Origin of the sequence: Pseudomonas sp. 31-12, from assembly GCF_003151075.1 — a bacterium.
Lineage (GTDB): Bacteria > Pseudomonadota > Gammaproteobacteria > Pseudomonadales > Pseudomonadaceae > Aquipseudomonas.
In genome coordinates this window covers 594,077-617,883 of the sequence record NZ_CP029482.1, presented here as the reverse complement: position 1 = coordinate 617,883, position 23,807 = coordinate 594,077, and the positions used below count along the sequence as shown (strand labels likewise).

Here is a 23,807-nt window from a genome sequence, read left to right as displayed (position 1 = left end):
CTGACTAATGTTTGGTATCAGCTTCTCTGAACTGCTGCTCGTCGGCCTCATCGCCCTGCTGGTGCTGGGTCCCGAGCGTCTGCCGGGTGCTGCGCGCACCGCCGGCCTGTGGGTCGGTCGTCTGAAGCGCAGCTTCAACGCGATCAAACAGGAAGTTGAACGTGAAATCGGTGCCGACGAGATTCGTCGGCAACTGCACAACGAGCACATTCTGTCGCTGGAGCAGGAGGCGCGGAAGATCTTCACGCCGACCCAGCAGGAAGCCACACCGGTCCAACCGGTCCAACCGGTTGAGCCCGTGGCGGAGCAGACGATTCATGCACCTGCCTCCGAGCCTGCGCCTGTCACAGCGGCTGTAGAACCTGCCACCGTTGTTGCAACGCCACCGCTTGAACCTGCCACGCCTGCGGCTGCGCCTGTTGCGCCGGCCCCTCATGACCCAACACTGCCGCCGCGAGCCCCATGAGCGATCTTCCTGAAAACGACCAGCACATGCCGCTGGTTTCGCACCTCACCGAGTTGCGTACCCGCCTGCTGCGTTGCGTAGCGGCGATCTTCATCATCTTCGCCGGGTTGTTCGCCTTCACCCAGCAGATCTACACCTTCGTCTCGACGCCGCTGCGCCAATACCTGCCGGTCGGTGCGACGATGATCGCCACCGACGTGTCGTCGCCGTTCCTGACACCACTGAAGCTGACCATGATGGTGTCGCTGTTCCTGGCGATTCCGGTGATCCTGCATCAGATCTGGGGCTTCATCGCGCCGGGCCTGTACAAGCATGAGAAGCGCATCGCCGTGCCGTTGCTGGTGTCCAGCATCATGCTGTTCTATGCCGGTATGGCGTTCGCCTATTACCTGGTGTTCCCGTTGATCTTCAAATTCTTCGCCGCCGCCACCCCGGCCGGCGTGGAAATGATGACCGACATCAGCAGCTACCTCGATTTCGTCATGACGCTGTTCTTTGCCTTCGGCGTGGCGTTCGAGATTCCGGTGGCCGTGGTGCTGCTGGTGTGGATCGGCGTGGTCGACGTCAAATACCTGAAGAAGATCCGCCCGTACGTGATCATCGGCTGCTTCGTCGTCGGCATGATCCTGACGCCGCCGGACATCTTTTCGCAGACGCTGTTGGCTGTACCAATGTGGCTGCTGTTCGAGATCGGCATCCTGTTTGGCGGCCTGATCAGCAAGCGCGGCGAGCATCCGGACGACCAGCCGGTCGACGATCACAACGACCAGCCGCCAGCGACCCAGCCGTGAACCTGCTGCTCCTCGAAGAGGCCGACTTCATTGCGGCCGACCGGGTGATCCTGCGCGATCGCCGGTTGACGCACATGCAGGAAGTCCATCGTTGCGAAGTGGGTGACAGCATGCGCGTCGGACGTATCGGCGGGCTGATGGGCTCGGCCGAAGTGCTGCGTCTGGACGCCGATGAAGCCGAACTACGCGTCTCCCTCGACCAGCCGCCACCGGCCAAGCTGCCACTGACCCTGGTGTTGGCCCTTCCGCGCCCCAAAATGCTCCGTCGGGTGTTCCAGACCGTGGCCGCCATGGGTGTGCCGCGAATCATCCTGGTGAACAGCTATCGCGTCGAGAAGAGCTTCTGGCAGACGCCGTTTCTGGAGCCGGAGGCGATTCGTGAGCAATTGATCCTTGGTCTGGAACAGGCCCGGGACAGCGTGCTGCCGGAAATCGTCATCGAGAAGCGCTTCAAACCCTTCGTCGAAGACCGTCTGCCGGCCATATCCGAAGGCACCCTTGGCCTGGTGGGTCACCCCGGCAACTACCCGCCCTGCCCCCGCGGCCTGGACGAGCCGGTAACCCTGGCCATCGGCCCTGAAGGCGGCTGGATCCCTTACGAAATCGACCTGCTGGCCAAGTCCGGCCTGCAACCGGTACAACTCGGCGAGCGCATCCTGCGCGTCGAAACCGCCGTCACCGCGCTGCTCGCCCGGCTCTTTTAAGATCAAGCACGGTCACTGTGGCGAGGGAGCTTGCTCCCGCTTGGGCGCGCAGCGGCCACCGCTTTTATCCAGCCAGACCGTATTCATCGGTTTTACGACTGCTCCGCAGCCGAGCGGGAGCAAGCTCCCTCGCCACGGGGATTTACTCAACCCGAATACCGCGTTGCACCTACAGATTCCCGGCCACCTGCCGATACAGCCCCCATAAAACCAATGAGTGGTCCGAGGGAGTAGCAGCATGTACCGTTGGCTAGCCGAGAGTCTGGGAAATGTAAGCGTCAATCGCAAATTGGGGATCGGCTTCGGTCTGGTGCTGCTGCTCACGTTGCTGATCACCTTCACCGGCTGGACCGGCCTGACCGGCGTGATGAGCCGTGGCGACAAGCTCGGGTTCATCGCCAGCCTCAATGACCTGACCAAAGACCTGCGCCTGGCCCGCATGGATTACGACATGCGCCGAGGTGAACAAGGCCCGGCCGCCGTCAACGACCTGCTGAGCCAACTCGACGCCGGTTTGCAAACCGCGCGCAAATTGATCGAACAGCCTTCCGACGTGGCGATGATCGATCAGCAACTGGCTGCCGTCAGTCAGTACAAGCAAGCCTTCATCGCGATGACCCAGGCCGGCGCCAACCGCGAAGACGCCCGCAGCAAGCTGGGCGCGACCGCCGACAATGCGGTAGCCCGCGTCGCCGAGGTCGAAAAATCCATGCTGCAAGGCGAGAGCGTCGCCGACTTCAACAGCGTGATCGACCTGAGCAAACTGATTCAGCAGGCCCGCTTCCAGGTTCGCGGCTACACCTACAGCGGCAAGACCGAGGCCGAACAGCCTGCGCTGGACGCCATCGATAACGCCCTGAAAAATCTCGAAAGCCTGCCATCGAAACTGCCTGAGCAGCACATCGCCAACCTGCAACAGGCCAGTGATTCGCTTAAAGCCTACCGTGCCGCTGTCAGCCAGTTCCGCGACTCGCAGGTTGCCAGCGCCGCCTCCCTCAAGCGCATGGCCGAGCAAGGCGAGATCCTGCTCAACGTCAGCAAAAAACTCACCGTGTCGCAAACCATCGTCCGTGACACCGACGCCGCGCACGCCAAGAACCTGTTACTGATGGCCACCGTTCTGGCCCTGGCGTTTGGCTTGCTGGCGGCATGGGCGATCACTCGCCAGATCGTGATTCCGCTGAACCAGACCCTCAAAGTCGCCGAACGCGTGGCCGCTGGCGATCTGACGCAAAACCTCGTTTCCGAGCGTCGCGACGAATTGGGCCAACTCCAGCGCGCCATGCAGAGCATGACCCTGGGCCTGCGCGAACTGATCGGCGGCATCAGCGATGGCGTTACGCAAATCGCCAATGCTGCGGAAGAGCTGTCCGCCGTCACCGAACAGACCAGTGCCGGGGTCAATAGCCAGAAGGTCGAGACCGACCAGGTGGCCACCGCGATGAACGAAATGACCGCCACCGTGCAGGAAGTCGCGCGTAACGCCGAAGAAGCCTCCGAAGCGGCCGTCGCCGCCGACCAACAAGCCCGCGAGGGCGACAAAGTGGTCGGCGAAGCGATCGCCCAGATCGAGCGCCTGGCCCTTGAAGTCGGCAACTCCACTGCGGCCATGGGCGATCTGAAACGCGAAAGCGACAAGATCGGCAGCGTGCTCGACGTGATCAAATCCGTCGCCCAGCAAACCAACCTGTTGGCGCTCAACGCGGCGATCGAAGCCGCCCGTGCCGGTGAAGCGGGTCGCGGTTTCGCGGTGGTCGCCGATGAAGTCCGCAGCCTGGCCCAGCGCACCCAGAAGTCCACCGAGGAAATCGAAGAGCTGATCGTCGGCCTGCAAACCGGCACCCAGCAGGTCGCGACCATCATGGACAACAGCCGCAGCCTGACCGACAGCAGCGTCGAACTGACCCGCCGCGCCGGCAGCTCACTGGAAAGCATCACCCGCACGGTGTCGGCGATTCAATCGATGAATCAGCAGATCGCCGCCGCGGCCGAGCAGCAAACCGCCGTGGCCGAGGAGATCAACCGTAGCGTGCTGAACGTGCGCGACGTGTCGGACCAGACCTCGGCAGCCAGTGAAGAGACCGCGGCCTCCAGCGTTGAGCTGGCGCGGTTGGGGACGCATCTGCAGATGCTGGTGGGGCGGTTCAAGGTATAAGGCGATGTAAATACCTCGGCTCGCTTGGGACCGAGGTGATGCTATCGCCAGCAGGCTGGCTCCCACAGGGTTTGGTGTGAACACCACAAATCCACTGTGGGAGCTAGCCTGCTAGCGATTAGCGGCCCGCAAGGCGCTACTGTCAGAGGACCTGCCGCAAGAAAGCCTGCGCCCGCGGATCCTTCGGTGCATCGAAGAACTCCGCCGGTGAGGCATCTTCCAGCAATTTACCGTGATCGAAGAACAGCACCCGATCCGCCACTTCCCGCGCAAAGCCCATTTCGTGGGTGACGCAGACCATGGTCATGCCTTCCACGGCCAGGGTTTTCATCACGTCCAGCACTTCGCCGACCATTTCCGGATCAAGCGCCGAAGTCGGCTCATCGAACAGCATGACCTTTGGCTCCATCGCCAACGCCCGGGCAATCGCCACACGCTGTTGCTGACCGCCGGACAGGCGTGACGGAAATTCGTTGGCCTTCTGCGCAATGCCGACCTTTTCCAGCAACGCCAAGGCCTTGGCCTCGCGCTCCTTCTTGCCGCGTTTGCGCACGACTTTCTGGGCCAGGCAGAGGTTTTCCAGCACGGTCATGTGCGGGAACAGATTGAAATGCTGGAACACCATGCCGACTTCGCGGCGGTAGGCGTTCACGTCGGTTTTCGGATCGGCCAGTTGCAGGCCGTCGATGCTCACCGAACCCGAGTCAAACTCTTCCAGGCCGTTGAGGCAGCGCAGGAAAGTGGACTTGCCGGAACCGGACGGGCCGATCACCACCAGCACTTCGCCCTTGGCCACGTGCGTGGTGACGTTATCCACCGCGCGAACCACCTGGCCACGGGTGTCGAAGACTTTTACCAGATCGCGGACTTCAATCACTTTGCGCGAGCCTCCGCTCAAGCCGGCTGGCGATTTTCGACAGCGGCAGGTTGATCAACAGGTACAGCCCGGCCACGCAGAACAGGATTTCGAACGGCGAGAACGAGGTGGTGATGACTTCACGGCCGCTTTTGAGCAGTTCGGTAATCGCGATCACCGACACCAGTGAAGTGTCCTTGACCAGACTGATGAACTGCCCGGCCAGCGGCGGCAGCACGCGCTTCAAGGCTTGCGGCAGCACGACATGGCGCATCGACTGGCCAGCGCTCAAGCCCAGAGAACGGGCGGCTTCGTTCTGGCCACGGGCGATGGACTGCACGCCGGAACGGATGATCTCAGCGACATAGGCACCGGTGAACAGCGACAGCGCGGCAATCCCGGCGAACTCCCGGGACAGGTTCATCACGGTGCCGATGAAGAAGTAGAAAATGAAGATCTGCACCAGCAACGGCGTGCCGCGCACCAGTTCGACGTAAATGGTCGAGAGATCGCGCAAAGTCGGATTGTTCGACAGACGGCACAAGCCCGTGGCGAGGCCGATCAGCAGGCCAAGCACGCCAGACACCACGGACAACCACAAGGTGGTCCACAGGCCCCACATCAGCGGTCCGGCGGCCCAATGGCGAGTCACGCCGATCACGTCACCCTCCGCGACGTCATCGCCCCGGGCGACTTGCAGGCTGTTGTCGTCTACGGTCACGTGTTGCTCGTCGCCTGCGTCATTGCGCAGGGTGACTTCGGCTTTATCGCCCTTGCGCACCAGTTCGCTGACAGTGGAGATGTCGGCGGCGCGCTGGGACTCTTCGGCATGGTAGGCGAAGTATTGCGGCACGCGGTTCCAGCGCCATTCGTAGGACATCAGCGAGGTGGCGTAATACAACGCGCCGGCCAGGCCGATCAGCACGAGTACGGTCAAGACGTGCCAGGGCCATTGGGCTTTTTTCTGTTTCATTGCAGGTTCCGGGATTTGTATTGCCTTGGAGGCCGTCATCGCCAGCAGGCTGGCTCCCACAGGGGAATGAATTTCATTGTGGGAGCCAGCCTGCTGGCGATTGGGCGCGACTCGGTTTATCTGACCGAGTTACTCCATGTCCTTCTGCCAGGCCGTGTCCTTGAACCACTTGTCATGGATGCGATCGTAGGTGCCGTCTTCGTGAATCTGGTGCAGGAAGTTGTTGATGAAGTTGATGCTGTCGTAATCACCCTTCTTCAGACCGAAAGCCAGCGGCTCGTAGGTGAACGGCTTGTCAAGGAACACCAGTTTGCCGGCGCCGACCTTGTTCACGGCCACGACGTTGTACGGCGCGTCGTAGATGAAGGCGTCGGCCTTGCCGTTGACCACGTCGAGCACAGCTTCCTGCTCGTTGTCGTAGCCGTGGTACTTGGCTTTGGAGATCAGCTTCTTGGCGACCATCTCACCGGTGGTGCCGAGCTTGGAGGTGATGCGGTAGTCGGCGGTGTTCAGGTCTTTATAGGATTTGATGGTGCCTTCCAGTTCCTTGCGGATCAGCAGGGTCTGGCCGACCACGATGAACGGTTCGCTGAAGTTCAGGCGCAGGTTGCGTTCCTGGGTCAGGGTCATGCCGCTGCCGATCATGTCGAACTTGTCGGTCAGCAGGGCCGGGATGATGCCGTCATAACCGGTGGATACCAATTCCAGTTTGACGCCCATCGCCTTGGTCATGGCTTTGAGGATGTCGACTTCGAAACCGATGATCTCGCCGCGCTTGTTGGTCATTTCGAACGGCATGTAGGTCGGGTCCATGCCGACTTTCAGCGTGCCGCGCTTGACCGCGTCATCAATGGCACCGGCCTGCGCCGCGCTGACTGCAACCAATGCCGTGACGCCGACCAGCAGCATCGACAGATACTTCTTCATCATCAAGTCCCCAAAACCATTGCGTTGTGAGGCGCGCAAACGGCGGATTTCCTTTAGGAAACCGGCAGATACGAACAGAAAATTGTCCGGGCGCACCCATTCGGGGACGGATGCTAACGCACTCGTTTGTTTGCACAAGGGTTTGGCAACGTTCAGCCAAAAAAAAGCCCCGCTGGTTAGCGGGGCTGTCTGTTACGCCAACTGAGGCTGCGCACTCAGTGGTTTAAGCGGTAGCAGCGGCGCATGGGGATCGGCTTTCACCGATTTGCGCCAGGCTGCCAGCCACTCGGGATGGCCTTCATTCCAGATCTGCTCGTGCAAGCGAGCCAGTGCCACCGGGTCGCTCAGCAGTTGCACACGCTCATTGTTGTTCAGGCCGTCAGGCCCGACTTTCAAGGCGTGACGCACCCGCTCGATGCGCAACCATTCGATCGGCTCGGCCTGACCGTGACGCGAGGTCGCCAGCGAGCACGCCAAGGCGTTCTGCTGCGGATCGACCACCGCACGGATGAAACCGTCGTTCAGTGCATGCCAACGGTTTTCGTGGGTGTACTGATCGGTTGCCAGCAGCGCCTGTGGCGGATTGTATTCCTCAGGGATCAGGAACAGGCTCTCGTCACGGGACTTGAGCCCCAGACCGACACGGCTGGAGATCACCGACACCGGGATCGACAGCATCAACGAACCGACGATCGGCACCAGCCACCACAGGAAACTCGGGTTCAGCCAGACCACCAGCAGGGCCCAGAAGAAGCCCAGCAGGGTTTGCGGACCGTGGCGCTTGACCGCTTCGCTCCATGGCGTGGAGTCGTCATCACGTTGTGGCGAGTTCCAGGTCGCGGCCCAGCCGAGGAACGCGGCGAGTACGAAACGGGTGTGGAAAATCATCCGCACCGGCGCCAGCAACATGGAGAACAGCATCTCCAGCAGCATCGACAAGGTCACCTTGAACTTGCCACCGAACTCTTTCGCGCCCTTGGCCCAGATCAGGATGATGCTCAACAGCTTCGGCAGGAACAACAGCACGATCGTCGTCGAGAACAGCGCAATCGCCTTGTCCGGGTGCCATTGCGGCCACAGCGGATAGAGCTGACGCGGCTCAAGGAAGTACTGCGGTTCCATCAAGGTGTTGACCGCCAGCAGCGCCGTCGACAACACCAGGAAGAAGAACCACAACGGCGCCGACAGGTAAGACATCACGCCGGTCAGGAACACCGCACGGTGAACCGGGTGCATACCCTTGACCAGGAACAGGCGGAAGTTCATCAGGTTTCCGTGGCACCAGCGACGGTCACGCTTGAGTTCGTCCAGCAGGTTCGGCGGCAGTTCTTCGTAGCTGCCCGGCAAATCGTAGGCAATCCACACGCCCCAGCCGGCACGGCGCATCAACGCAGCCTCGACGAAGTCGTGGGACAGAATCGCACCGGCAAAAGCACCTTTACCCGGCAACGGCGCCAGGGCGCAGTGCTCGATGAACGGCTTCATGCGGATGATCGCGTTGTGGCCCCAGTAGTGGGATTCACCCAACTGCCAGAAGTGCAGGCCGGCGGTAAACAGCGGACCGTACACACGGGTCGCAAACTGCTGCATACGCGCATAAAGGGTGTCCATGCCCGAGGCACGCGGCGCGGTCTGGATGATCCCGGCGTCCGGCGTGGCTTCCATCAAGCGCACCAGACTGGTCAGGCAGTCACCACTCATCACGGAGTCCGCGTCGAGCACGACCATGTACTTGTAATCACCGCCCCAGCGACGACAGAAGTCGTCGAGGTTGCCGCTTTTACGTTTCACACGACGGCGACGACGGCGATAGAAAATCTTGCCGAAACCCTTGGCTTCACGGCAGACGTCCAGCCAGGCCTGTTGCTCGGCTACGCAAATGTCTGCGTCGTTACTGTCGCTGAGGACGAAGAAGTCGAAGCGATCCAGGTCACCCGTGGCTGCAACCGACTCGAAAGTCGCCCGCAAACCGGCAAACACCCGCGGCACGTCTTCGTTGCAGATCGGCATCACCAGTGCGGTGCGCGCGTCCTTGGCGATCGGCTCGTTGCCAGCACTTTTACCGGAGATGCGGTATTTGTCGTGCCCGGTGAGCAACTCAAGGAAGCCCATCAGCGCGGTCCAGAAACCAGCCGAGACCCAGCAGAACAAAATCCCGAACAGAATCAGGATGCTGGTTTGCAGCGCATACGGCAGCACTTGCGTGACGGTTTTCAGGATCGGTTGATGCAGGACTTCGTTCAGGTCGACGAACGACCAGCCCTGATACGGCATGATGCCTTTCATGTACCAGCCGGCGACGATGGTCTGACCGAGCATCAGGACCAGCAGGATGTAACGCCGAATGGAACCGACGGTGCGCCAGCGAGCCGCCGGCAGCACGTTCTCGTCCTTCGGCGGGGCCGGCGGATTGGTGCGACCGGTCAGACGACGCCAGCCACGCACCAGAATATTGGTGCGCCACGGCTCCGGCACGACTTTGGTTCGACGGATCGGCGGAGTGGCCTTGAGGCACACCCGACCACTGGCGTCGACCGCCAGCATTTCCGCTTCTTCCAGCTCTTCAGCGGTGTTCAGGGTCAGGCGACGGCCCACCGAGGCTTGAGCAGCCTCGGCCGGTGCGTCAAATGTCGAAGACGACAGACGTTGGTGCAGTTCGCTGAAGGACTGGCAGCCCGCGAGTTCCGCGCGCTGCTGGTCGGTCATCGGTAAATGCGCCAGATACTCGGCAAGAGTCTCTGGCTGTACTTGAGAATTACTCATCGGCAGGCAACTGGTAGCTCCAGGTCTCGGTCAGGACTTCTTCAGTCGAGGCCGATTCCGGTGTGGCTGGGGCCGCGTCCGCAGCAACAGGCTGCTTGGCGTCTTTGTTGTCCTTGTCCTTGGTATCGGCAACTGGCTTCGCATCAGCCTGCTTGGCCTCGGCTTGCTTGGCGTCCTTGGCTTCCTTGTCCGCCTTCTCTTGTTGCTTGGCGGCGACTTTGTCGGCCTTGGCAACCGAAGAGTTGGAGACTGGCAGCGAGTTCTTCGAGAGGTCGCCCGGCACGATGTTCTCGACCAGTGCTGCACGCATCTCGGTAGGCTTGCCCGGATCCTTGATCTTCATCCGCAGAGTCAAGCGCCAGCCCTTGGTTTCAGGGTTGTAGCGCACGCTGTTCTCGACCAGCTCGGCATTGTCGCCCACGCTGACCTGGCTGCGAACGTCCGCGGTTTCCGGCAGTGCCGCCAGGGACGGACCTTCGAAATCCACCAGATAGGCAACGCTGCCATCCGGTTGACGGATCAGGTTGGACTGTTTCACGTCACCCGTGGAGCGCAGGGTCTGTTGGACCCAGGCGCTGTCCGGCGCATGAAGAGCGGCTTCGTCGATGGTCCAGTGCATGCGATAAGCGACGTCCAGCGGCTGGCCAGGCTCAGGCAGTTTTTCCGGGCTCCAGAAGGCAACGATATTGTCGTTGGTTTCGTCGGCAGTCGGAATCTCTACCAGATCGACGGAGCCCTTGCCCCAATCGCCTTTTGGTTCAATCCAGGCACTTGGGCGCTTGTCGTAGCGATCGTCAAGGTCTTCGTAGTGGCTGAAGTCGCGGCCACGTTGCAGCAAGCCGAAACCACGCGGGTTTTCGATCGAGTAGTTGCTCACGGCCAGGTGTTTTGGATTGTTCAGTGGACGCCAGATCCATTCGCCGTTGCCGGCATGAATCGACAGACCGCTGGAGTCGTGCAGTTCACGACGGTAGTTCAGCACTTTCGACGGCTGGTTGGCGCCGAACAGGAACATGCTGGTCAGCGGCGCAACGCCGAGCTTGGTGACCTTGTCACGCAGGAACATGCGGGCCTTGACGTCGACAATAGTGTCGCTGCCTGGACGCAGGGTCAGACGGTAAGCACCGGTGGCGCGTGGCGAATCCAGCAGCGCGAAGATCACCAGGTGCTTGTCACCCGGTTTCGGCTGTTGAATCCAGAATTCGGTGAAACGCGGGAATTCTTCACCGGACGGCAATGCGGTATCGATGGCCATGCCGCGAGCGGACAAGCCATAGGTGTGACCCTTGCCGACAACGCGGAAGTAACTCGCGCCGAGCATGGTCATGATTTCGTCTTGCTTGTCGGCCTTGTTGATCGGGTAAAGCACGCGGAAACCGGCATAACCCAGTTGTTCGGTGGCTTTAGGATCGAACTTCACATCGCCGAAATCGAAACGACTCGGGTCGTATTTGATCTCTTCGACGGTGTTGGCCGTGATTTCGTTGATTTTCACCGGCGTATCGAAGTGCATGCCCTGGTGATAGAACGAAAGCTTGAACGGGGTTTTCTGATCGGCCCATTCGGCTTTTTCAGTGCGGAAACGAATTTTTTGATAGTCCGCGAATTTCATTTCGCGGAATTCGTTCGGCAGGTTACTGCGCGGGGCTTCGTATTTTTGTCCGGCCAGCTCTTTCGCCTTGACCGATACATCCTCCAGATTGAATGCCCAAAGCTGGCCGGCGCTGAGCAGGCAGAGCAGTGCAGAGCCCGCTACCAGAGCGCTTCGGAACCGTTTGGCAGTCATATTTGGTGCATTACAGGGACTAACAATCACGAGCAACCCTCGCCGAAAACAGATCAAAAAACCAACGGCCAGCTATCTATATGCCAGGTTGGCGAGCATTGTTCCGACTCCCATGGGGCTAAATGATTCCCCAACAGGTCACGGACAAGTCTCTACCTAAGTCAAAATGGACCAACGAACGCTGATCCCCGTAGCGCGCGATTATCTAGTAGGCCGCGTTACAACGCATCAGGGGTAACAAAGTATTTATCGCGAAAAACCCCTGTTTTCAGTCGAAAAGCCCTGAAAAACATGTTTCAAGGGCTTTCACGTCTGTAACAGGAAGGTGACCGGGCCATCGTTGACCAGGTGCACCTGCATATCCGCGCCGAATCTACCTGATGCCACAGTGCCATGCACCTGTTTCGCTTTGCTTAATAGATAGTCGAAAAGTTCCTCGCCCAGGGCCGGAGGGGCCGCGGTCGAAAAACTCGGGCGCAACCCGCTCTTGGTATCAGCGGCCAGGGTGAACTGCGAGACCAGCAGCAACCCGCCGCTTACATCCGCCAACGACAGATTCATCTTGCCCTCGGCGTCACTGAATACTCGATAGTTAAGCAGTTTATGCAGAAGTTTGTCGGCGCTGGCACGAGTATCCTCGGGTTCGACCGCCACCAGCACCAGCAACCCCTGATCCACCGCCCCAACTACCTCCCCCGCTACCTCGACTCGCGCGCCACGCACGCGTTGCAGCAGGCCCTTCATGCTTCTTCGGGCGGCAGGTCGAGCAAGCGGCGAGCCATCTGCCCGGCGGCGCGTACCAGCGCATCGGTGATACCCGGCTCGGACGCAGCGTGGCCCGCGTCGCGAATCACCTGGAGTTCGCTGTTCGGCCAGGCCTGATGCAGTTCCCAGGCATTGTCCAGCGGGCAGATCACGTCATATCGACCGTGGACAATCACGCCTGGCAAATGGGCGATCTTGCCCATGTCGCGAATCAGCTGGTTCGGCTCAAGGAAGGCATTGTTGGTGAAGTAGTGGCATTCGATGCGTGCGATGGACAACGCGCGCTGAGGCTCGGAGAAGCGATCGACCACCAGCGGGTTCGGACGCAAAGTCGCGGTCCGGCCTTCCCAGGTGGACCAGGCCTTGGCCGCGTGCATCTGGGCGATCTGATCGTTGCCGGTCAGGCGCTTGTGGAAAGCGCTGAGCAGGTCGTCGCGCTCGTCCAGCGGAATGGGTGCGACGTAGTCCTGCCAGTAATCGGGGAACAGACGGCTGGCGCCACACTGGTAGAACCACTCGATTTCCTGCGGACGGCAGAGAAAAATTCCGCGCAGAATCAGACCGTGTACACGCTCCGGATGGGTTTGCGCGTAGGCCAGCGCCAGCGTCGAACCCCAGGAACCGCCGAACAGCACCCATTTATCGATGCCCAGGTGTTTGCGAATTCGCTCAAGGTCGGCGACCAGATCCCAGGTGGTGTTGTTTTCGAGGCTGGCGTGGGGCGTGGAGCGACCGCAACCGCGCTGGTCGAAGGTCACGATGCGGTACAGGTTCGGATCGAAGTACCGGCGGCTCTGGGCATCGCACCCGGCGCCGGGGCCGCCGTGGATGAACACCACCGGCAAACCTTCCGGGGAACCGCTTTCGTCGACATACAGGGTGTGCGTTTCATCGACGGCCAGATCGTGCCGGGCGTGGGGTTTGATCTGCGGGTACAAAGTCTGCATTGCGCGCTCCGTAAGGGGTCGAGGTCATCCCTGGGGGGACTTCTATTATTCTGCCGTCCGGCATCATAAACCCGAATTACGCGAATGAGCATGCCCCTTGCAGCGTCATAGTTTGTCAGCCAAATACCCGAGCAGCGTTTCATAGAGCAAGTCGACCTCGGCGACCTGGCCCCGGGCCCGCAAACAGCCGTGAACCAGACCTTCACCGTAGTAAAGCGTGGTGGGTACGCCGGCGGCCTGCAGCTGTTCGGCGTAGAGCACGCCGTCATCGCGCAGCGGGTCGAATTGCGCCACGGCGATCAATGCCGACGGCAGACCGCCAAAGTCTTCGGCGAGCAACGGCATGGCATAGGCGCCCGGCTGTCGGGTGCCGCGCAGGTACAAGGCGTGATAACAATCCACATCGCTGCTGGCGAGCAACGGGGCGTCGATGCATTCACTGCGCGATGGCAACTGGTGATCACCGCCCAACCCCGGATAGATCAGGACCTGCGCCGCCGGCAATGGCTCGCCCGCATCCCGCAGCGCCAGACACAGCGCGGCTGCAAGATTGCCCCCGGCGCTGTCCCCAGCTACCAACGTGCGTTTGGGGTCAAGCTTAAAAGGTCCGGTTCGCAGCGCGCGCCAGACACCCAGGCAATCATCGAACGCCGCCGGAAACGGATGTTCTGGCGCCAATCGGTAATCGACCGCGATCACCAGCACGCCGAGTGCAGACGCCAGCTCGGCGCAGATGAAGTCGTGGGAATCCAGATCCCCCACCACCCAACCGCCGCCATGCAGATACACGATGCACGGGGCACCGCCGGTCGGTGGTGAAACCGGCGGCTGATAGGAGCGCACCGGCACACCGGCCAACTCGAAATCGACCACGTAAAGACCGGCAGGACGTGGCGGAGTGAACGCCCGGCACATCTCGCTGTAGGCCTGACGCAGCCCGTCGAGGCTACTGTCGGCGCTGTTGAAGCTGACAGTTTTCTCGACGAATGCCGTCATCTGTTCAGAAATCGGATACGGGGTCATGAGCCTGCTGCCAGTCCATCAGTAGATTTGTGAATGGGGGCCTTTGTGGCGAGGGGGCTTGCCCCCGTTGGGCTGCGAAGCGGCCCCGAAATCCTGGATTGACTATGGATTTTGCGAGCGCTGCGCACTCGAACGGGGGCAAGCCCCCTCGCCACAGTGATCTCACTCAAACTGGCGGTGGTATTTAGTCGTCAGTTTTTCAGGCTGGCCTGAACGCTGGCTACGCCATCCTTGCCATCAAAGCTGCTGACCCCTGCCAACCAGCGCTGAAGGTCTTCTGGATGATCACGCAGCCATTGCCGGGCAACGTCCTGGGGCGTCTTGCGCTCCATGATCGGCACCATCAGCTGGCTTTCCTGGGCGGCGGTGAAGGTCAGGTTTTGCAGCAGGCGATTCACATTCGGGCAACGTTCGGCGTAGTCCGGGGACGTCACCGTGGAGACCGTCGCCGCACCTTCGTTCGGGCCATAGACGTCTTCGCTGCCGGTCAGGTAGGCGATCTTCATGTTGATGTTCATCGGGTGCGGGGTCCAGCCGACGAACACCACGAACTCCTTACGATTCACCGCCCGCTGAACGGCGGCGAGCATGCCTGCTTCACCGGACTCGATCAGTTTGAAATCCTTCAGGCCGAAGTGATTGGTCTCGATCATGGTTTTGATCGTGGTGTTGGCGCCGCTGCCCGGCTCGATGCCATAGATCTTGCCACCGAGCTTGTCTTTGAATTTGGCGATGTCGGCGAAGGTTTTCAGCCCAGCGTCAGCCACGTACTGAGGCACCGCGAGCGTCGCCTGGGCATCGGCCAGGCTCGGCTTGTCCATGACCTTCACCTGGTTGGCGGCCACGAACGGCGCGATGTTTTTGTCCATCGCTGGTTTCCAGTAACCGAGGAAGATATCGAGGCGCTTGTCGCGAATGCCGGCGAAGATGATTTGCTGCACGGCGCTGGTTTGCTTGCTTTCGTAGCCGAGGCCGTTGAGCAACACGTCAGCCATGCCGCTGGTGGCGATGACGTCGGTCCAGTTGACCACGCCCATGCGCACAGCCTTGCAAGACGCGTCGTCACTGGCCAGGACGCTGGTGCTCAGCAGAGCGGTGCCACAGAGGATTGAGAGACAGCGGGTGAACAAACCTTTGGTGCTTGTCATAGGGAGCTTTCTCGTACGGCAGATTATTGTGAGGGCCGGTGTCTTTGTGCACCGTGGCCCGAACATTACGCAGCGTCGAGAGGGGAAAAGCGAACTGTAGCGACCGAGATTTGCACGGTGGCGACCGTCGTGATGCGCTATGAAGTAAACACATAACCTGTGGGAGCGAGCTTGCTCGCGATGAGGCCACAACATTCAACATTATTGTTGCCTGTCAGTCCGCCATCGCGAGCAAGCTCGCTCCCACAGGGTTATGCGACAGGTTCTAGTGCTTGTAGTGGTTTTTGCCCCAGGCCAGCAGGCCTTGCAGCAATTCCTTGAGCACCACTTGCGTCGGCCCAGCCAGGTCCGGGCGGTAGCGGAACGGCTCGAACTCTTCCATGTACGTGCACTGCCCCAGCTCCAGTTGCACCGCGTGGATATTTTCGGCCGGGTTGCCGTAATGCCGGGTGATGTGGCCGCCTTTGAAGCGACCGTTCAGCACATGGCTGTAATCGGTGTGCTTCGCGCAGATCGCTTCCAGCTGAGTGGCCAACTGCGGATCGCAACTGGCGCCATTGAAGGTCCCGAGGTTGAAGTCCGGCAGTTTGCCGTCGAACAGGTGCGGGATGATCGAACGGATCGAATGCGCATCGAACAGCAACGCGTAGCCAAACTCGGCTTTGAGTCGCGCCAGCTCGTTCTGCAGCGTGGTGTGATACGGCGTCCAAACCTGTTCCAGATACGTCGCCCGTTCCGCAGCCGACGGCTCCATCCCTTCACGAAACAATGGAATGCCGTCGAACAGCGTTGCCGGATACAGACCGGTGGTCGCGCCGACATACAAAGGCTTGTCGTCAGACGGCCGGTTTAAGTCAATGACAAACCGTGAATATTCGGCAGCCAAGGTGCTGGCGCCCAGCTCGGCAGCAAATTCATACAGTGTCGGAATGTGCCAGTCAGTGTCAGGCAGGCTGCGCGCGTCGGGGATCAACCCGGCTTCGACCGCCGGGGTCAAGCGCAGGCCAGCGTGAGGCATGCTGATCAGCAGCGGCACGCGGCCTTGTTTGAAGTTCAGAACCTTATCCACAACTGTTCTCCTAAACGCTCGTTTCGACGCCGTGACGCACGACGCGTTTTTCCAGGTCACCGCCCAGCCAGTACGACAGGTCGGCGGGACGATCGATTTGCCAGGCGACGAAATCCGCGACCTTGCCGGCCTCCAGCGAACCGTGAGTGTCGGCCATGCCCAACGCGGTGGCAGCATGGATGGTTGCACCGGCGAGGGCTTCTTCCGGGGTCATGCGGAAACAGGTGCAGGCCATGTTCAGCATCAAGCGCAGCGACAGCGCCGGCGAAGTGCCGGGGTTGAGGTCGCTGGCGATGGCGATTTTCACGCCGTGTTTGCGCAGGGCCTCCATCGGCGGCAACTGGGTTTCGCGCAGGAAGTAGAACGCACCCGGCAGTAGCACCGCGACAGTGCCGGATTTGGCCATGGCGATGGCGTCGTCTTCGGTCATGAATTCCAGGTGATCGGCGGACAGTGCGTGGTAACGCGCGGCGAGGCTCGACCCGTGCAGGGACGACAATTGCTCGGCGTGCAGCTTCACCGGCAAGCCCAGCTCTTGCGCGGTGATGAACACGCGCTCGACCTGTGCCGGTGAAAACGCCAGGTATTCGCAGAACGCGTCCACCGCATCCACCAGCCCTTCGGCAGCCAGGGCCGGGAGCATGTCAGCGCAGATGTGATCGATGTAGTCGTCGGCGCGATCCGCGTATTCCGGCGGCAACGCGTGAGCGGCGAGGCAGGTGCTGCGCACGCTGACCGGCAGTTCGGCGCCGAGGCGACGGATCACGCGCAGGATCTTGCGTTCACTGGCCAGGTCGAGGCCATAGCCAGATTTCATTTCGACCGTGGTCACGCCGTCGCGCATCAGGCTTTTCAGGCGCTTGCCGGCGCTGGCGAACAGTTCGTCTTCGGTCGCTGCGCGGGTGGCGCGCACAGTGCTGGCGATGCCGCCACCGGCGGCTGCGATTTCCGCGTAGCTGACGCCTTGCAGGCGCTGTTCGAATTCACCGCTGCGGTTACCGCCGAACACCGTGTGGGTGTGGCAGTCGATCAGGCCCGGCGTAACCCAGGCCCCTTTCAAGTCGTTGACGGCCGGGTATTCCCCAGCCGGCAGTTCACTGCGCGGGCCGACCCACTCAATGTGCGCACCGGACGTCACGATGGCCGCGTCTTCGATGATCGAGTAGACGCCTTGCGCCATGGTTGCGACGTGGCAGTGTTGCCAGAGAGTTTTCATCCCGTAGTCTCCACATTATTCAAAATCGAATCGCCAGCAGGCTGGCTCCCACAGGGATGCGCATTACAACTGTGGGAGCCAGCCTGCTGGCGATGAGTACATCACAGGCTCGGCAAAAGCTTGGCCGACACCAGTTCATTCAGGCAACGCGTCGCCAACAATTCAGTCGCCGCATTGATGTCCGGCGCAAAGAAGCGATCCTTCTCATAGAACGGCACTTCGTTACGCAAAATCCCGCGAGCCTTTTCCAGCTTCGCCGAGGTCTTCAGACCTTCGCGCAAATCCAGCCCCTGAACGGCCGCCAACCACTCCACCGCCAGAACACCGCGAGTGTTTTCGGCCATTTCCCACAGACGCTTGCCCGCAGCCGGCGCCATGGACACGTGGTCTTCCTGGTTCGCGGAAGTCGGCAGGCTGTCCACCGAATGCGGATGGGACAGCGCCTTGTTCTCGCTGGCCAGTGCCGCAGCGGTCACCTGGGCGATCATGAAACCGGAGTTCACGCCGCCATTGGCCACCAGGAACGGCGGCAGTTGCGACATGTGTTTGTCCATCATCAGCGAGATGCGGCGTTCGCTCAGGGAACCGATTTCAGCGATGGCCAGGGCCATGTTGTCAGCGGCCATGGCCACCGGTTCGGCGTGGAAGTTGCCGCCGGAAATCACGTCGCCTTCAGCGGCGAACACCAGCGGGTTGTCGGAAACGGCGTTGGCTTCGACGGCCAGCACTTCGGCGGCCTGACGGAACTGGGTCAGGCAGGCGCCCATGACTTGTGGCTGGCAGCGCAGGGAGTACGGGTCCTGGACCTTTTCGCAGTTCTGGTGCGAGTCGGACACTTCACTGCGTTCACCCAGCAGATCGCGGTAAGCGGCGGCGGCGTCGATCTGGCCTTTCTGGCCACGGGCAGCGTGGATGCGCGCATCGAACGGCGAGCGCGAGCCCAATACCGCTTCAACCGTCAGGGCACCAATCGCCACGGCGCCAGCGAACAGGTCTTCGCCTTCGAACAAGCCACGCAGCGCGTAAGCAGTGGAAACCTGTGTGCCGTTGAGCAGCGCCAGGCCTTCTTTCGCCGCCAGGGTCAACGGCGTCAGGCCGGCGATTTTCAGCGCTTCGGTCGCTTCCATCCACTCGCCTTTGTAGCGAGCCTTGCCTTCGCCCAGCAGCACCAGCGACATGTGGGCCAGAGGCGCCAGGTCACCGGAGGCACCGACCGAGCCTTTCAATGGAATGTGCGGGTAAACCTCGGCGTTGATCAGCGCGATCAGTGCGTCGATCACGACACGACGAATGCCGGAAAAACCACGGCTCAGGCTGTTGACCTTGAGCACCATGACCAACCGCACCAGCGCATCGCTGATCGGCTCGCCGACACCGGCGGCGTGGGACAGCACCAGCGAGCGCTGCAGGTTTTCCAGGTCTTCGCTGGCGATGCGGGTCGAAGCCAGCAGGCCGAAACCGGTGTTGATGCCGTAGGCGGTGCGGTTCTCGGCGAGGATCTGTTCCACGCAGGCAACGCTGGCTTCGATCTGGGCCGAGGCGCTGTTGTCGAGGGTGATTTTGACCGGCTGCTGATAGATATCACGCAGTTGGGCAAGGCTCAGTTTGCCGGGAATCAAATTTAGCGCAGTCACTTTTATCTCCTTTTGAGAGTCTTCTTGTTAACTAACCAGACGCTCCGGAAATGTCCGTTGTCCGTCGCTTCCCGCCTTGTGGGGGGCTGGCGCCTTGGCACGCTGGTTTGATGTGGAATCAGTTGAGGTTCGGTAACGCCTTGTGCAGCAAATTCGAGTCTTTCAACACGCCGGCAGCGGCGGCAATGTCCGGTGCCAGCCAACGGTCCTGATCGTAAGCCGGGACGCGTTCACGCAGCAGTCGCCACGCGGCGTCGGTGCCTGCGCCAAAACGTTGTTCCTTGAGAAATTCAAATGCCTGGGCCGCCAGCAGGTACTCGATGGCGAGGATCTGCGTGCAGTTTTCCAGCGCACGATGCAGCTTCAACGCCGCGTTGGTGCCCATGCTCAAGTGGTCTTCTTGCAGGCCCGAAGTGACGTAGTTGTCGAGCACGGCCGGTTGCGCCAACTGGCGGTTTTCTGCGCACAGCGAAGCGGCGACGTACTGGACGATCATCATCCCGGAATTCACCCCGGGATTGGCCACCAAAAAGGCTGGCAGGCCGCTGACGTGCGGGTTGATCAAGCGATCGAGGCGACGCTCGGCAATAGAGCCGATTTCGGCCATGGCGATGGCCAGCAAATCGGCCGCCAACGCCACTGACTGACCGTGTGGATTAGCCTGGGACATGATGCGGAAATCATCCGGCGTGCCCAGCAGCATCGGGTTATCGGTGACCGAGTTGAGTTCGGTTTCAATCTGGCTGATCGCGTGGGTCAGTTGATCCCGTGCAGCGCCGTGAACCTGCGGAATCGAACGGATGCTCAGCGCATCCTGCGTACGAATGCCTTTGCTCGACGCAATTACTTCACTGCCATCCAGCAATGCCCGCAGGTTGATCCCGACTTGCTGCATGCCGGGGTGCGGTTTGAGCGCGATGATCTCGGCATCGAACGCCGCGATCTGGCCACGCAGGGCTTCAAAACTCATGGCGCCGATCACGTCGGCCCATTGCACCAAACGCGTCGCGTCGGCAATCGCCAGGCAGCTGAGGCCGGTCATGCACGGCGTGCCGTTGACCAGGCACAGGCCATCTTTGGCACCGAGCTGGACCGGTTGCAGACCTTCTTCGGCCAGGGCTTGCTGCGCAGAAACGATCTGCCCGCGATAGCTGACATTGCCGACACCCAACAGCGCGATGCCGATGTGGGCCATGTGGGTCAGGTAACCGACCGAACCCTGGGACGGCACTTGCGGGGTGATACCGCGATTGAGCAGCGCCAGCAGGGCTTCGACCACACGGCGATGAATGCCGGATTTGCCGTGGCTGTAATTGCGGATCGCCGCGCACATGATCGCGCGAGTCTGCTCGTCGGCCAGCGGCGCGCCGACGCCACAAGCGTGGCTGAGCAGCGTGTTGCGCGACAGTTGGCTGAGCTGTTCGTCTTTGAGCGAGACGTTGCACAAGGCACCCAGGCCTGTGTTGACGCCATAGGCGCGCTCGCCGCTGGCGACGATGCGCTGAACGATGGCCTGGGCGTTTTCGATGCGTGCCCAAATCTGTGGCGACAGCTCAAGCTCGGCGCCAAAGCGGGCTACCGCGACCACATCCTGCCAACGCAACGGAGCGTCGGCGATAACGATTTTTTCAGCCTGGGACATCTTTGACCTCGTGCGTACAACTTGAATATTGATGCAGCTTTACCGGCGCCATCGCGGGCAAGCCCGCTCCCACAGTGTTCTGTTGTGTGAAGAAAATTTATGCAACACAACCAATCCCTGTGGGAGCGGGCTTGCCCGCGATGAGGCCCGCTCGATCACCGCAAATCTCTTTAAACCACCGCAGCGCGCCGCTGCACGAACCGGTCGACATACTCATCCGCCGGCGAATGCAGGATCTCTCTTGGCGTACCCACCTGAATCAGGCGCCCGTCCTTGAGGATCGCAATGCGGTTACCAATCCGCACCGCCTCGTCGAGGTCGTGGGTGATGAAGACGATGGTCTTGTGCAGGGTCTTTTGCAGTTCCAGCAACTGGTCCTGCATCTCCGCGCGGATCAGCGGGTCGAGCGCACTGAAGGCTTCGTCCATCAGGATGATGTCGGTGTCCGCCGCCAAGGCGCGGGCCAGGCCCACTCGCTGACGCATGCCGCCCGAGAGCTGGTGCGGGTATTTGTTTTCGTAGCCCTTCAGGCCCACGGTGTTGATCCAGTGCAGCGCGCGCTCGGAACACATTTGCTTGCTCTCGCCGCGCACTTTCAGGCCGTAGGCGACGTTGTCCACCACGGTCTTGTGCGGCAGCAGGCCGAAGCTCTGGAACACCATGCTGATCTTGTGACGGCGAAATTCGCGCAGGGCTTCCATGTCGTATTGCAGGATGTCCACGCCGTCCACCAGGATCGCGCCGCTGGTCGGGTCGATCAGGCGGTTGAAGTGGCGCACCAGGGTCGATTTGCCGGAACCCGACAGGCCCATGATCACGAAGATCTCGCCGGTGCCGATGCTCAACGACAGGTCGTTCACGCCGACCACGCAGCCGGTCTCGGCCAGCACCTGATCCTTGGTCTTGCCCTGGCCAATCATGCCCAGCGCTTCCTTGGAGCGGTTGCCGAAAATCTTGAAGACGTTTTTGACTTCGATTTTGCTGATGGCTTCGTTGTTCATTTGCTCACCTCATGCCGTGGCCGACCATACGCCTGAGTAATGCGGTCGATCACCACTGCCAGAATCACGATCGCCAGACCGGCCTCAAGCCCACGTCCGACGTTGAGGGTCTGAATCCCCACCAACACATCTTCACCCAAGCCACGGGCACCGATCATCGAGGCGATTACCACCATCGACAGGGCCATCATGGTGGTCTGGTTGATCCCGGCCATGATGCTCGGCAGGGCCAGCGGCAGTTGCACACCAAACAGTTGCTGCCAGCGGTTGGCACCGAAGGCGTTGATCGCTTCCATCACTTCACCGTCAACCTGGCGGATGCCCAAGTCAGTCAGGCGGATCAGCGGTGGCGCGGCGTAGATCACGGTGGCGAAAATCGCCGGGACCTTGCCCAGGCCGAACAGCATCAGCACCGGGATCAGGTACACGAAACTCGGCATGGTCTGCATGATGTCCAGCAACGGCATCAGCACCGAACGCAGGCGATTGCTGCGGGCCGAGAGAATGCCCAGCGGGATGCCGATCAGCACCGAAATGACCGTCGCGACCATCATCAGCGCCAGGGTCTGCATCAGCTTGTCCCAGAGGCCGACCGCGCCCACCAGGAACAACAGGCCGACGATCACCGAAGTGGTCACGACTTTGCGGGTCGCGTGCCAGGCAACGCCCGCCACGATGGCCAGCATCAGCCACCACGGCGCTGCTCGCAGCAGCCCTTCAAGATTGACGATGGCCCACAACAGGGTGTCGGAGATGTGCCGGAACACGTCGCCGTAGTTGGTGACCAGCGAATCGACCCAACTGTTGACCCAGTCGGCGATGGAAAAGGTAAAGCTTTCGGGAAACATAAGAGACTCTCAATCAAGGGGTTGCGATCAAGCGTCCGACTGCTGTCGCCGGCAGTCGGAGAGGCTCAACCTACAAGGCCGCGTCGATTTTCTTGGCTGCGTCTTCGCTCACCCATGCGTGCCAGACTTCAGGATGTTCCTTCAAGAAGATCTTGGCCAGTTTTGGCGACTCGATCCGCTCTTTGGCCATACGCCCGAGGTTCTGGTTGAGCAGGTCGATTGGCAGGTTGACCTTTTCCAGCACGGCCACCAGTTCCGGGGCTTGCTCGTGGAAGGTCTTGGACAGGCCGACCTTGATGCTCACGCTTTTGTCCACGCCTGGCTTTTCTTCAAGCTTGACCAGGTCGACCTGGCCCATCAGCGGGGTTGGCGACCAGTAGTAGAACAGGATCGGCTCGCCACGCTTGTAGCTCGACAGCACCGCGGCATCCAGCGCCGGGCCGGTGCCCGGACGGAAGTTGGTGTAGGTGCTTTCCAGGCCGTAGCTTTTCAGCATTTCGCTGTTGTCGAGTTCACAGGTCCAGCCGGCCGGACAGTTGTAGAAACGGCCTTTGGATGGCTCTTCCTGGTCCTTGAACACGGCAGCGTATTTGCCCAGATCGGCAATCGCTTTCAGGTCCGGGGCTTTTGGCTCCAGCTTGCGCTTGGCGTCGCCTTCGATCACGTAGCGCGGCACGTACCAGCCTTCGATTGCACCAACGACCGGAGCGCCAACACCGACAACCTTGCCGGCCTTCTCGGCCTTGTTCCAGACTTCGCTGCGGCCGACCCACTCTTCGGCAAACACTTGAATGTCGTTGCTGCTCAGGGCGTTTTCCATGGTGATGGAGTTGCCCGGCAGGCTGTCGGTCTTGCAGTCGTACCCCTTCTCCAACACGATTTGCATCACGTCGGTCAGCAGCATGCCGCTTTCCCAGTTCAGGCCGGCAAACTTCACCGGTTTGCCCGACTCGCACCAACCGGCGGCCTGAGTAGCGCCGGCGCTGGCCAGCAGGCCCATGGAAAGCAATGTGGTCAGCAGGGTCTTGTTCGATTTCATTGTTTGACGCTCCTAATCATGAGTTGGCTTACGGCAGTCAAGAGGCATCCAGCC

The 23,807-nt window shown here is 60.9% G+C and carries 20 protein-coding genes and 1 pseudogene; 5 read left to right on the top strand and 16 right to left on the bottom strand.

Annotation, left to right across the window (positions count from 1 at the left end; translation table 11 throughout):
* Positions 1-7 precede the first annotated feature (7 nt).
* From tatB to DJ564_RS32700, 5 genes and pseudogenes are all read left to right on the top strand, one after another.
* On the top strand, positions 8-466 hold the full coding sequence (gene tatB, locus DJ564_RS02875; RefSeq protein WP_109627542.1) for a Sec-independent protein translocase protein TatB: 459 nt from the start codon (positions 8-10) through the stop codon (positions 464-466).
* Complete coding sequence (gene tatC, locus DJ564_RS02870; protein ID WP_084322536.1) at positions 463-1,257, top strand: twin-arginine translocase subunit TatC; 795 nt, start codon at positions 463-465, stop codon at positions 1,255-1,257. The genes tatB and tatC overlap by 4 nt, the downstream gene beginning before the upstream one ends.
* Complete coding sequence (locus tag DJ564_RS02865) at positions 1,254-1,961, top strand: 16S rRNA (uracil(1498)-N(3))-methyltransferase (protein ID WP_109627540.1); 708 nt, start codon at positions 1,254-1,256, stop codon at positions 1,959-1,961. Before tatC ends, DJ564_RS02865 begins: the two co-directional genes overlap by 4 nt.
* A 238-nt stretch (positions 1,962-2,199) precedes the next feature.
* Positions 2,200-3,258: pseudogene (locus DJ564_RS32705) on the top strand (methyl-accepting chemotaxis protein); the annotation flags it as partial.
* On the top strand, positions 3,244-4,116 hold the full coding sequence (locus tag DJ564_RS32700; protein WP_371922069.1) for a methyl-accepting chemotaxis protein: 873 nt from the start codon (positions 3,244-3,246) through the stop codon (positions 4,114-4,116). The pseudogene DJ564_RS32705 and the gene DJ564_RS32700, both read left to right, overlap by 15 nt.
* 142 nt (positions 4,117-4,258) lie before the next feature.
* Here DJ564_RS32700 and DJ564_RS02855 read toward each other — a convergent pair whose 3' ends face one another.
* The 16 genes from DJ564_RS02855 to DJ564_RS02780 all read right to left on the bottom strand — a co-directional run bounded on the left by DJ564_RS02855 (position 4,259) and on the right by DJ564_RS02780 (position 23,753).
* Complete coding sequence (locus DJ564_RS02855; RefSeq protein WP_109627537.1) at positions 4,259-4,993, bottom strand: amino acid ABC transporter ATP-binding protein; 735 nt, start codon at positions 4,991-4,993, stop codon at positions 4,259-4,261.
* Positions 4,986-5,945 carry an amino acid ABC transporter permease gene (locus tag DJ564_RS02850; protein ID WP_109627535.1) on the bottom strand — a complete coding sequence of 320 codons (960 nt, stop codon included), beginning with the start codon at positions 5,943-5,945 and terminating at the stop codon, positions 4,986-4,988. The genes DJ564_RS02855 and DJ564_RS02850 overlap by 8 nt, the downstream gene beginning before the upstream one ends.
* Positions 5,946-6,074: 129 nt before the next feature.
* Positions 6,075-6,872 (bottom strand): transporter substrate-binding domain-containing protein, encoded by a 798-nt coding sequence (locus DJ564_RS02845; RefSeq protein WP_109635926.1) that lies wholly within the window; start codon positions 6,870-6,872, stop codon positions 6,075-6,077.
* A gap of 192 nt (positions 6,873-7,064) precedes the next feature.
* Positions 7,065-9,635 carry a glucans biosynthesis glucosyltransferase MdoH gene (gene mdoH / locus DJ564_RS02840; protein ID WP_109627534.1) on the bottom strand — a complete coding sequence of 857 codons (2,571 nt, stop codon included), beginning with the start codon at positions 9,633-9,635 and terminating at the stop codon, positions 7,065-7,067.
* On the bottom strand, positions 9,628-11,451 hold the full coding sequence (locus DJ564_RS02835) for a glucan biosynthesis protein G (RefSeq protein WP_109627532.1): 1,824 nt from the start codon (positions 11,449-11,451) through the stop codon (positions 9,628-9,630). The genes mdoH and DJ564_RS02835 overlap by 8 nt, the downstream gene beginning before the upstream one ends.
* Positions 11,452-11,727: 276 nt before the next feature.
* Complete coding sequence (dtd, locus tag DJ564_RS02830) at positions 11,728-12,165, bottom strand: D-aminoacyl-tRNA deacylase (protein ID WP_109627531.1); 438 nt, start codon at positions 12,163-12,165, stop codon at positions 11,728-11,730.
* Complete coding sequence (gene pip / locus DJ564_RS02825; RefSeq protein WP_109627529.1) at positions 12,162-13,133, bottom strand: prolyl aminopeptidase; 972 nt, start codon at positions 13,131-13,133, stop codon at positions 12,162-12,164. Before pip ends, dtd begins: the two co-directional genes overlap by 4 nt.
* 105 nt (positions 13,134-13,238) lie before the next feature.
* Positions 13,239-14,156, bottom strand: coding sequence for an alpha/beta hydrolase (locus DJ564_RS02820; RefSeq protein ID WP_109627527.1), 918 nt, complete (start codon positions 14,154-14,156; stop codon positions 13,239-13,241).
* A 191-nt stretch (positions 14,157-14,347) separates the two neighbouring features.
* A complete protein-coding gene (locus tag DJ564_RS02815; RefSeq protein WP_109627525.1) occupies positions 14,348-15,304 on the bottom strand; it encodes a choline ABC transporter substrate-binding protein in 957 nt (318 codons plus the stop codon).
* Positions 15,305-15,569: 265 nt separating this feature from the next.
* Positions 15,570-16,373 carry an N-formylglutamate deformylase gene (gene hutG, locus DJ564_RS02810; protein ID WP_109627524.1) on the bottom strand — a complete coding sequence of 268 codons (804 nt, stop codon included), beginning with the start codon at positions 16,371-16,373 and terminating at the stop codon, positions 15,570-15,572.
* 10 nt (positions 16,374-16,383) lie between these two features.
* Positions 16,384-17,589 carry an imidazolonepropionase gene (hutI, locus tag DJ564_RS02805; protein ID WP_109627522.1) on the bottom strand — a complete coding sequence of 402 codons (1,206 nt, stop codon included), beginning with the start codon at positions 17,587-17,589 and terminating at the stop codon, positions 16,384-16,386.
* A gap of 101 nt (positions 17,590-17,690) precedes the next feature.
* A complete protein-coding gene (gene hutH / locus DJ564_RS02800; RefSeq protein WP_109627521.1) occupies positions 17,691-19,223 on the bottom strand; it encodes a histidine ammonia-lyase in 1,533 nt (510 codons plus the stop codon).
* A 118-nt stretch (positions 19,224-19,341) separates the two neighbouring features.
* Positions 19,342-20,865 carry a histidine ammonia-lyase gene (hutH, locus tag DJ564_RS02795; protein ID WP_109627519.1) on the bottom strand — a complete coding sequence of 508 codons (1,524 nt, stop codon included), beginning with the start codon at positions 20,863-20,865 and terminating at the stop codon, positions 19,342-19,344.
* A gap of 170 nt (positions 20,866-21,035) precedes the next feature.
* The gene (locus DJ564_RS02790) at positions 21,036-21,866 is read right to left on the bottom strand and encodes a glycine betaine/L-proline ABC transporter ATP-binding protein (RefSeq protein WP_109627517.1); all 831 of its coding nucleotides are present in this window, start codon (positions 21,864-21,866) and stop codon (positions 21,036-21,038) included.
* Positions 21,863-22,714, bottom strand: a complete 852-nt coding sequence (locus tag DJ564_RS02785; protein WP_109627516.1) for a proline/glycine betaine ABC transporter permease — start codon at positions 22,712-22,714, stop codon at positions 21,863-21,865. The genes DJ564_RS02790 and DJ564_RS02785 overlap by 4 nt, the downstream gene beginning before the upstream one ends.
* A gap of 70 nt (positions 22,715-22,784) precedes the next feature.
* Positions 22,785-23,753, bottom strand: coding sequence for an ABC transporter substrate-binding protein (locus tag DJ564_RS02780; RefSeq protein ID WP_109627514.1), 969 nt, complete (start codon positions 23,751-23,753; stop codon positions 22,785-22,787).
* Between the last annotated feature and the right edge of the window lie 54 nt (positions 23,754-23,807).

Bases quoted from the DNA above. Each gene is read 5' to 3' on its own strand.
- tatB (WP_109627542.1), top strand. From the start codon at position 8: ATGTTTGGTATCAGCTTCTCTGAACTGCTGCTCGTCGGCCTCATCGCC.
- tatC (WP_084322536.1), top strand. From the start codon at position 463: ATGAGCGATCTTCCTGAAAACGACCAGCACATGCCGCTGGTTTCGCAC.
- DJ564_RS32700 (WP_371922069.1), top strand. From the start codon at position 3,244: ATGCAGAGCATGACCCTGGGCCTGCGCGAACTGATCGGCGGCATCAGC.
- DJ564_RS02850 (WP_109627535.1), bottom strand. From the start codon at position 5,945: ATGAAACAGAAAAAAGCCCAATGGCCCTGGCACGTCTTGACCGTACTC.
- DJ564_RS02845 (WP_109635926.1), bottom strand. From the start codon at position 6,872: ATGAAGAAGTATCTGTCGATGCTGCTGGTCGGCGTCACGGCATTGGTT.
- mdoH (WP_109627534.1), bottom strand. From the start codon at position 9,635: ATGAGTAATTCTCAAGTACAGCCAGAGACTCTTGCCGAGTATCTGGCG.
- dtd (WP_109627531.1), bottom strand. From the start codon at position 12,165: ATGAAGGGCCTGCTGCAACGCGTGCGTGGCGCGCGAGTCGAGGTAGCG.
- pip (WP_109627529.1), bottom strand. From the start codon at position 13,133: ATGCAGACTTTGTACCCGCAGATCAAACCCCACGCCCGGCACGATCTG.
- DJ564_RS02820 (WP_109627527.1), bottom strand. From the start codon at position 14,156: ATGACCCCGTATCCGATTTCTGAACAGATGACGGCATTCGTCGAGAAA.
- DJ564_RS02815 (WP_109627525.1), bottom strand. From the start codon at position 15,304: ATGACAAGCACCAAAGGTTTGTTCACCCGCTGTCTCTCAATCCTCTGT.
- hutI (WP_109627522.1), bottom strand. From the start codon at position 17,589: ATGAAAACTCTCTGGCAACACTGCCACGTCGCAACCATGGCGCAAGGC.
- hutH (WP_109627519.1), bottom strand. From the start codon at position 20,865: ATGTCCCAGGCTGAAAAAATCGTTATCGCCGACGCTCCGTTGCGTTGG.
- DJ564_RS02790 (WP_109627517.1), bottom strand. From the start codon at position 21,866: ATGAACAACGAAGCCATCAGCAAAATCGAAGTCAAAAACGTCTTCAAG.
- DJ564_RS02785 (WP_109627516.1), bottom strand. From the start codon at position 22,714: ATGTTTCCCGAAAGCTTTACCTTTTCCATCGCCGACTGGGTCAACAGT.
- DJ564_RS02780 (WP_109627514.1), bottom strand. From the start codon at position 23,753: ATGAAATCGAACAAGACCCTGCTGACCACATTGCTTTCCATGGGCCTG.